This is a genomic window from Pseudomonas sp. GM49 (assembly GCF_000282355.1).
In the GTDB taxonomy this organism is placed as follows: domain Bacteria; phylum Pseudomonadota; class Gammaproteobacteria; order Pseudomonadales; family Pseudomonadaceae; genus Aquipseudomonas.
The window spans coordinates 47,122-53,392 of the sequence record NZ_AKJL01000087.1 but is presented as its reverse complement, the minus strand read 5'-3'; the positions used below and the strand labels follow the sequence as shown (position 1 = coordinate 53,392).

Sequence of the window (6,271 nt, the reverse complement as noted above, 5' to 3'; positions counted from 1 at the left end):
CCAGCGGCCCGCCCAGGGTCGGGCCGAAACCGCCGCTGCAGACGCTACCGATGATGTCGCCGGCTTCGTTGACGATCTCGGCACCTTCGCGCACCGGTGTACGTTCCTGCGGCAGCAGGCCTACGCGTTTACGGTTTACGCCTGCCTGTTGCTGAGCGAATACGGTTTCGGCGCCGGGGAAGCCGCCGGCCCGCGCGCCATCGGCGCGACGTGGCTTGGAGATCGCCCACAGCAGGCTCGCTTCGATCGGGGTGGTGTCGGTATTCATGTCATGGCCGTACAGGCACAGACCCGCTTCCAGGCGCAGGGAGTCGCGGGCGCCAAGGCCGATGGCGGCCACTTCCGCTTCAGCCAGCAGTGCACGAGCCAGGGCTTCGGCGTTGGCGGCCGGCACGGAGATTTCGAACCCGTCTTCACCGGTGTAACCCGAGCGGCTGACAAAGCAGTCCACGCCCAGCAGTTTCACTCGAGCGAACTGCATGAAGGTCATCCTGGCCACTTCAGGTGCCAGACGTGCCAGCACAGTGACCGCTGCCGGACCTTGCAGGGCGAGCAGGGCGCGTTCTTCGAACAGCGGCTCGATCGTGCACTGGTCGCCAATGTGCTGGCGCAGGTGTGCCAGGTCCTGATCCTTGCAGGCGGCGTTGACCACCAGAAACAATTCGTCGTTGCCCAGGTTGGCGACCATCAGGTCATCGAGGATGCCGCCCGTCGCATTGGTGAACATCGCGTAGCGCTGCATGCCCACCGGCAGGTCAATGATGTCCACCGGCACCAGGGTTTCCAGGGCCTTGGCCGCGTTGGCACCGGTCAGGCGGATCTGGCCCATGTGCGAGACATCGAACAGCCCGGCCTGATCGCGGGTGTGCTGGTGTTCCTTCATCACGCCCAGCGGGTATTGCACTGGCATGTCGTAGCCGGCGAACGGCACCATGCGCGCGCCGAGTTCGATGTGCAGTGCGTGCAACGGGGTTTTCAACAGTTGTTCGGTGGACATATTCAGCTCCTGAAGAAGGGTGCAGATGAGCGCTCATCAGCACTCGATAATGTTGACCGCCAAACCGCCACGGGCGGTTTCCTTGTATTTGCTTTTCATGTCGGCGCCGGTCTGGCGCATGGTGCGGATAACCTTGTCGAGGGAGACGAAGTGTTGCCCGTCGCCGCGCATGGCCATGCGCACGGCATTGATGGCCTTGACCGAGCCCATGGCGTTGCGCTCGATGCAAGGCACTTGCACCAGCCCGCCAATCGGGTCGCAGGTCAGCCCGAGGTTGTGTTCCATGCCGATTTCGGCGGCGTTCTCCACTTGTTGCACGGTGCCGCCCAGTACTTCGCACAAGGCGCCGGCGGCCATCGAGCAAGCGACGCCGACTTCGCCCTGGCAGCCGACTTCGGCACCGGAGATAGAGGCGTTTTCCTTGTACAGAATGCCAATGGCCGCGGCAGTCAGCAGAAAACGCACCACCCCGTCATCATTCGCGCCGGGAATAAACCGCATGTAGTAATGCAGCACCGCCGGAATGATCCCGGCCGCACCATTGGTGGGCGCCGTGACCACGCGCCCGCCGTTGGCGTTTTCTTCGTTGACGGCCAGGGCGTACAGGTTGACCCAGTCCAGCACCGACAGCGGATCGCGCAAGGACGATTCGGGGTTGCCGCACAATTGCCGATGCAGCGCTGCCGCCCGGCGTTTGACCTTCAGGCCACCGGGCAGGATGCCTTCATTGCGGCAACCGGCGGCGACGCAGTCCTGCATGACTTGCCAGATCTTCAACAGGCCGGCGCGGGTTTCCGCTTCCGGGCGCCAGGCGCTTTCATTCGTCAGCATCACCTGGCTGATCGACAGGCCGTATTTGGCGCAATGAGCGAGCAGATCCTTGGCGCTTTTGAAGGGGAAGGTCAGGGGGGTGGCGTCTTCGACGATACGATCGGCGCCGGCAGCGTCCTCATCAACGACAAACCCGCCGCCCACCGAGTAGTACTCGCGACTGCGGACTTGCAGGCCCGCCGCGTCGAAGGCGCGAAAAATCATGCCGTTGGGGTGGTAGGGCAACGGTTTGCGAATCATCGCCAGGTGTTCTTTCTCGTTGAACGCAATGCTGTGTTCGCCGAGCAGGTTCAAGCGACCGTTGCCACGAATTTCTTGCAGGCGCGCAGCGACGGTTTCTGTATCCACGGTGTCCGGGTGTTCGCCTTCCAGGCCCAGCAACACAGCCTTGTCACTGCCGTGGCCCTTGCCGGTGGCGCCGAGCGAGCCGTACAGCTCGACCTTGACGCAGGTGGTGGTCGTCAGCAGCCCTTCACGGCGCAGGCCTTCGACGAAGCGCGCAGCGGCGCGCATCGGACCGACGGTGTGGGAGCTGGAGGGGCCGATACCAATCTTGAACAGGTCGAACACGCTTAACGACATGGTGGTTCTCCGGTTTCTTGTTATAGGAATTCACGGAACATAAGACTTGGCACAGATCCCTGTGGGAGCGAGCTTGCTCGCGATAGCGGTCGTTCAGTCGACATTGATGGTGGCTGTCAGTCCGTCATCGCGAGCAAGCTCGCTCCCACAGGGTTGTGGGGTGTTCTGGAAATCGGGGGCGGATCAATCCGCCCCCTCATTGGTTTAAGCGTAGCTTTCGATCGACGGGCAGGCGCAGACCAGGTTGCGATCGCCAAACACGTTGTCGACGCGACCGACCGGCGGCCAGTACTTGCCTTCGATCAGCGACGCAACCGGGTAAACCGCTTGTTCACGGCTGTACGGGTGCGACCACTCGCCGACCAGTTCCCTGGCGGTGTGCGGAGCGTTTTTCAGCGGGTTGTCGTCCTTGTCCAGGGTGCCGTTTTCCACTGCGCGGATTTCTTCGCGAATGCGGATCATGGCGTCGCAGAAGCGGTCCAGTTCTTCCTTCGATTCGCTCTCGGTCGGCTCGATCATTAGCGTGCCGGCTACCGGGAACGACATGGTCGGCGCGTGGAAACCGAAGTCGATCAGGCGCTTGGCCACGTCATCGACGCTGATGCCGCTGCTGTCTTTCAGCGGACGCAGGTCGAGGATGCATTCGTGCGCCACCAGGCCGTTGCTGCCGGTGTACAGCACTGGATAGTGCTCTTCGAGGCGACGGGAAATGTAGTTGGCATTGAGGATCGCCAGCTGCGATGCGCGCTTGAGGCCCGCGCCACCCATCATGCGAATGTACATCCAGGTGATCGGCAGAATGCTCGCACTGCCGAACGGTGCCGCGCAAACGGCGCCTTCCTTGCGCTCCATCTGGGCGTGGCCCGGCAGGAACGGCGCGAGGTGCGACTTGACGCCAATCGGGCCGACGCCCGGGCCGCCACCACCGTGCGGGATGCAGAAGGTCTTGTGCAGGTTCAGGTGCGACACGTCGCCGCCGAACTTGCCCGGCGCGCAGAGGCCGACCATGGCGTTCATGTTGGCGCCGTCGATGTACACCTGGCCGCCGTTGTCATGAATGATGCCGCAGATTTCGCGGATGCCTTCTTCGAACACGCCGTGGGTCGACGGGTAGGTGATCATCAGCGCGGCGAGGTGTTCGCGGTGCTCGATGGCCTTGGCGCGCAGGTCTTCGATGTCGACGTTGCCGCGGGCATCGCACGCGGTCACGACCACGCGCATACCCGCCATTTGTGCGGTGGCCGGGTTGGTACCGTGGGCCGACGACGGGATCAGGCAGATGTCGCGACGGTCTTCGCCACGGCTCTGGTGGTAGGCACGGATCGCCAAGAGACCTGCGTATTCACCCTGGGAACCGGCGTTCGGTTGCAGCGAAACCGAGTCGTAGCCGGTCGCAGCGCACAGCATGGCTTCCAGTTCGTCGGTCAATTGCTGATAACCGGCGCTTTGCTCGGCCGGGGCGAACGGGTGCAGGGCGCCGAATTCGGCCCAGGTTACCGGGATCATTTCGCTGGCGGCGTTGAGTTTCATGGTGCACGAACCCAGCGGGATCATGGTGCGGTCCAGCGCCAGGTCCTTGTCCGCCAGTTTGCGCAGGTAACGCATCAGCTCGGTTTCCGAGTGATAGCGGTTGAACACCGGGTGGCTGAGGATCGGCGACTGACGCACCAGCGTGGCCGGGATGGCGCTCTGCACCGAGGCGGCGAGGGCGGCGAAGTCTGGCAGGGCCTTGCCATCGGACAGCAGGCTCCACAGGGTTTCAACGTCGGCCTGAGTGGTGGTTTCGTCCAGGGACAGGCCCAGGCGTTCGCCATCGACCACGCGCAGGTTGATGCGCTGGGCGTGTGCCTTGTCGTGCAGGGCAGCGGTTTGAGCGCCGGTCTTCACGGTCAGGGTGTCGAAGAAGCTCGCTTGCTCGACGTTCAGACCCAATGCGCTCAAGCCTTTGGCCAGGATTGCAGTCAGGTGATGCACGCGATTGGCGATCTGTGTCAGGCCTTTTGGACCGTGGTACACGGCGTACATGCTGGCGATGTTGGCCAGCAGCACTTGCGCGGTGCAGATGTTCGATGTGGCTTTCTCGCGACGGATGTGTTGTTCGCGGGTCTGCATGGCCAGGCGCAGGGCCGGGTTGCCGAAACGGTCTACGGAAACACCGACCAGGCGGCCTGGCATGTCACGCTTGAACGCATCCTTGGTGGAGAAGTACGCCGCGTGCGGGCCACCAAAGCCCAGCGGCACGCCGAAGCGTTGTGCACTGCCGATGGCCACGTCGGCGCCAAACTCGCCCGGTGCGGTCAGCACGGTCAGGGCCAACAGGTCGGCAGCCACGGCAACGAGGGCGTTGGCGGCATGGAAGCGTTCGGTCAGCTCGCGGTAGTCGAACACGTCACCGTTGCTCGCCGGGTATTGCAGCAGGGCGCCGAAGAACGGCGTCACGTCGGTCAGTTCGAGTTCGTCGCCAACCACCACGTCGATACCCAAAGGCTCGGCACGGGTGCGCAGTACGTCGAGGGTCTGCGGGTGGCAATGCACGGAAGCGAAGAATTGGTGGCTGCCTTTGTTCTTGCTTAGGCGTTTGCAGAAGGTCATGGCTTCGGCAGCGGCGGTGGCTTCGTCGAGCAGCGAGGCGTTGGCGATCGGCAGGCCGGTGAGGTCGCTGATCAGGGTCTGGAAGTTCAGCAGCGCTTCGAGACGGCCCTGGGAAATTTCTGGCTGATATGGGGTGTAGGCGGTGTACCAGGCCGGGTTTTCCAGCAGGTTGCGCAGGATCGGCGACGGCGTGTGGGTGCCGTAGTAGCCCTGGCCGATGTAGGTCTTGAACAGCTGGTTTTTAGTTGCGATGGACTTGATCAAGGCCAGGGCATCGGCTTCGCTCAGGCCGTCTTCCAGGCCGAGAACGCTGGTGCCCTTGATGCTGTCGGGAATCACGCTGGCGCTCAGGGCTTCCAGGGAGTCGAAGCCGAGGCTGTTGAGCATGGCTTGCTCGTCACCGGCGCGCGGGCCGATGTGACGGGCGATGAATTCGTTGGCGGTGCTTATGTTTACAACGGCAGGGTTGATTTGAGTCATGTCATCGCTCCTCAGGCTTCGGCTTGCGCTTTGATCAGGCGGTCGTAGGCGTCCTGGTCCAGCAGTTGGCCGACAGCGGCGGCGTCGCTTGGTTTGAAACGGAAGAACCAGCCTTCACCCAGCGGATCTTCGTTGACCAGTTCAGGGCTGCTGTCCAGGGCCGGGTTCACTTCCAGCACTTCACCGTCCAGCGGCATGTACACGCCGCTTGCAGCCTTTACCGATTCCACGGTGGCGGCTTCGGCGCCTTTGTCGTAAGACTGCAGCTCAGGCAGTTGAACGAAAACCACATCGCCCAGAGCGTTCTGTGCGAAAGCGGTGATGCCGACCGTGACGCTGCCGTCAGCTTCGGTGCGCAGCCATTCGTGATCTTCAGTAAAACGCAACTCGCTCATGGAAACTCCTAAGGGGCCAGACTCGTCTGGTGGACGCGATTGAATGCTTGGGCGATGCCCTGGTTATGGAGGACTACATAGCAAGAACGCGGCCAATGTTGTTTTTATGCTTATTGATCAATGATTTAGGTGGTTTCGACAAACGCTGAAACTCACTCGCTGTAGCGAAATCGATACGGCATATGTCCTGGATAAAAGCCGAGGTGGATCAAAGCCTTGCACAGCCGTGATCGGAGAGGAGTGTAGCGATATCGTTCCACTGTAGCGCTTTCAGTACAGGTGGAGGTCGTTTTTGGCGTGATTTCATGTCGAACACAAAAAACTGTGGGAGCGAGCTTGCTCGCGATGAGGGCGTGTCAGTCGACATTTTTGTTGAATGTGACTTCGCAATCGC

Annotated in this window: 4 protein-coding genes; all 4 read right to left on the bottom strand. The window is 62.1% G+C overall.

What is annotated here, in order from left to right; all coding sequences use genetic code 11:
- Positions 1 to 997, bottom strand: a 997-nt coding sequence (gene gcvT / locus PMI29_RS20710; RefSeq protein ID WP_007996041.1) for a glycine cleavage system aminomethyltransferase GcvT, incomplete at its 3' end; no start/stop codon positions are given.
- Between the two features lie 36 nt (positions 998 to 1,033).
- Entirely contained in the window at positions 1,034 to 2,410 is a 1,377-nt protein-coding gene (locus PMI29_RS20715) for an L-serine ammonia-lyase (RefSeq protein WP_007996040.1), read from the bottom strand.
- A 204-nt stretch (positions 2,411 to 2,614) separates the two neighbouring features.
- Positions 2,615 to 5,482, bottom strand: a complete 2,868-nt coding sequence (gene gcvP, locus PMI29_RS20720; RefSeq protein WP_007996037.1) for an aminomethyl-transferring glycine dehydrogenase — start codon at positions 5,480 to 5,482, stop codon at positions 2,615 to 2,617.
- 11 nt (positions 5,483 to 5,493) lie between these two features.
- On the bottom strand, positions 5,494 to 5,877 hold the full coding sequence (gene gcvH, locus PMI29_RS20725) for a glycine cleavage system protein GcvH (protein WP_007996035.1): 384 nt from the start codon (positions 5,875 to 5,877) through the stop codon (positions 5,494 to 5,496).
- Positions 5,878 to 6,271 lie beyond the last annotated feature (394 nt).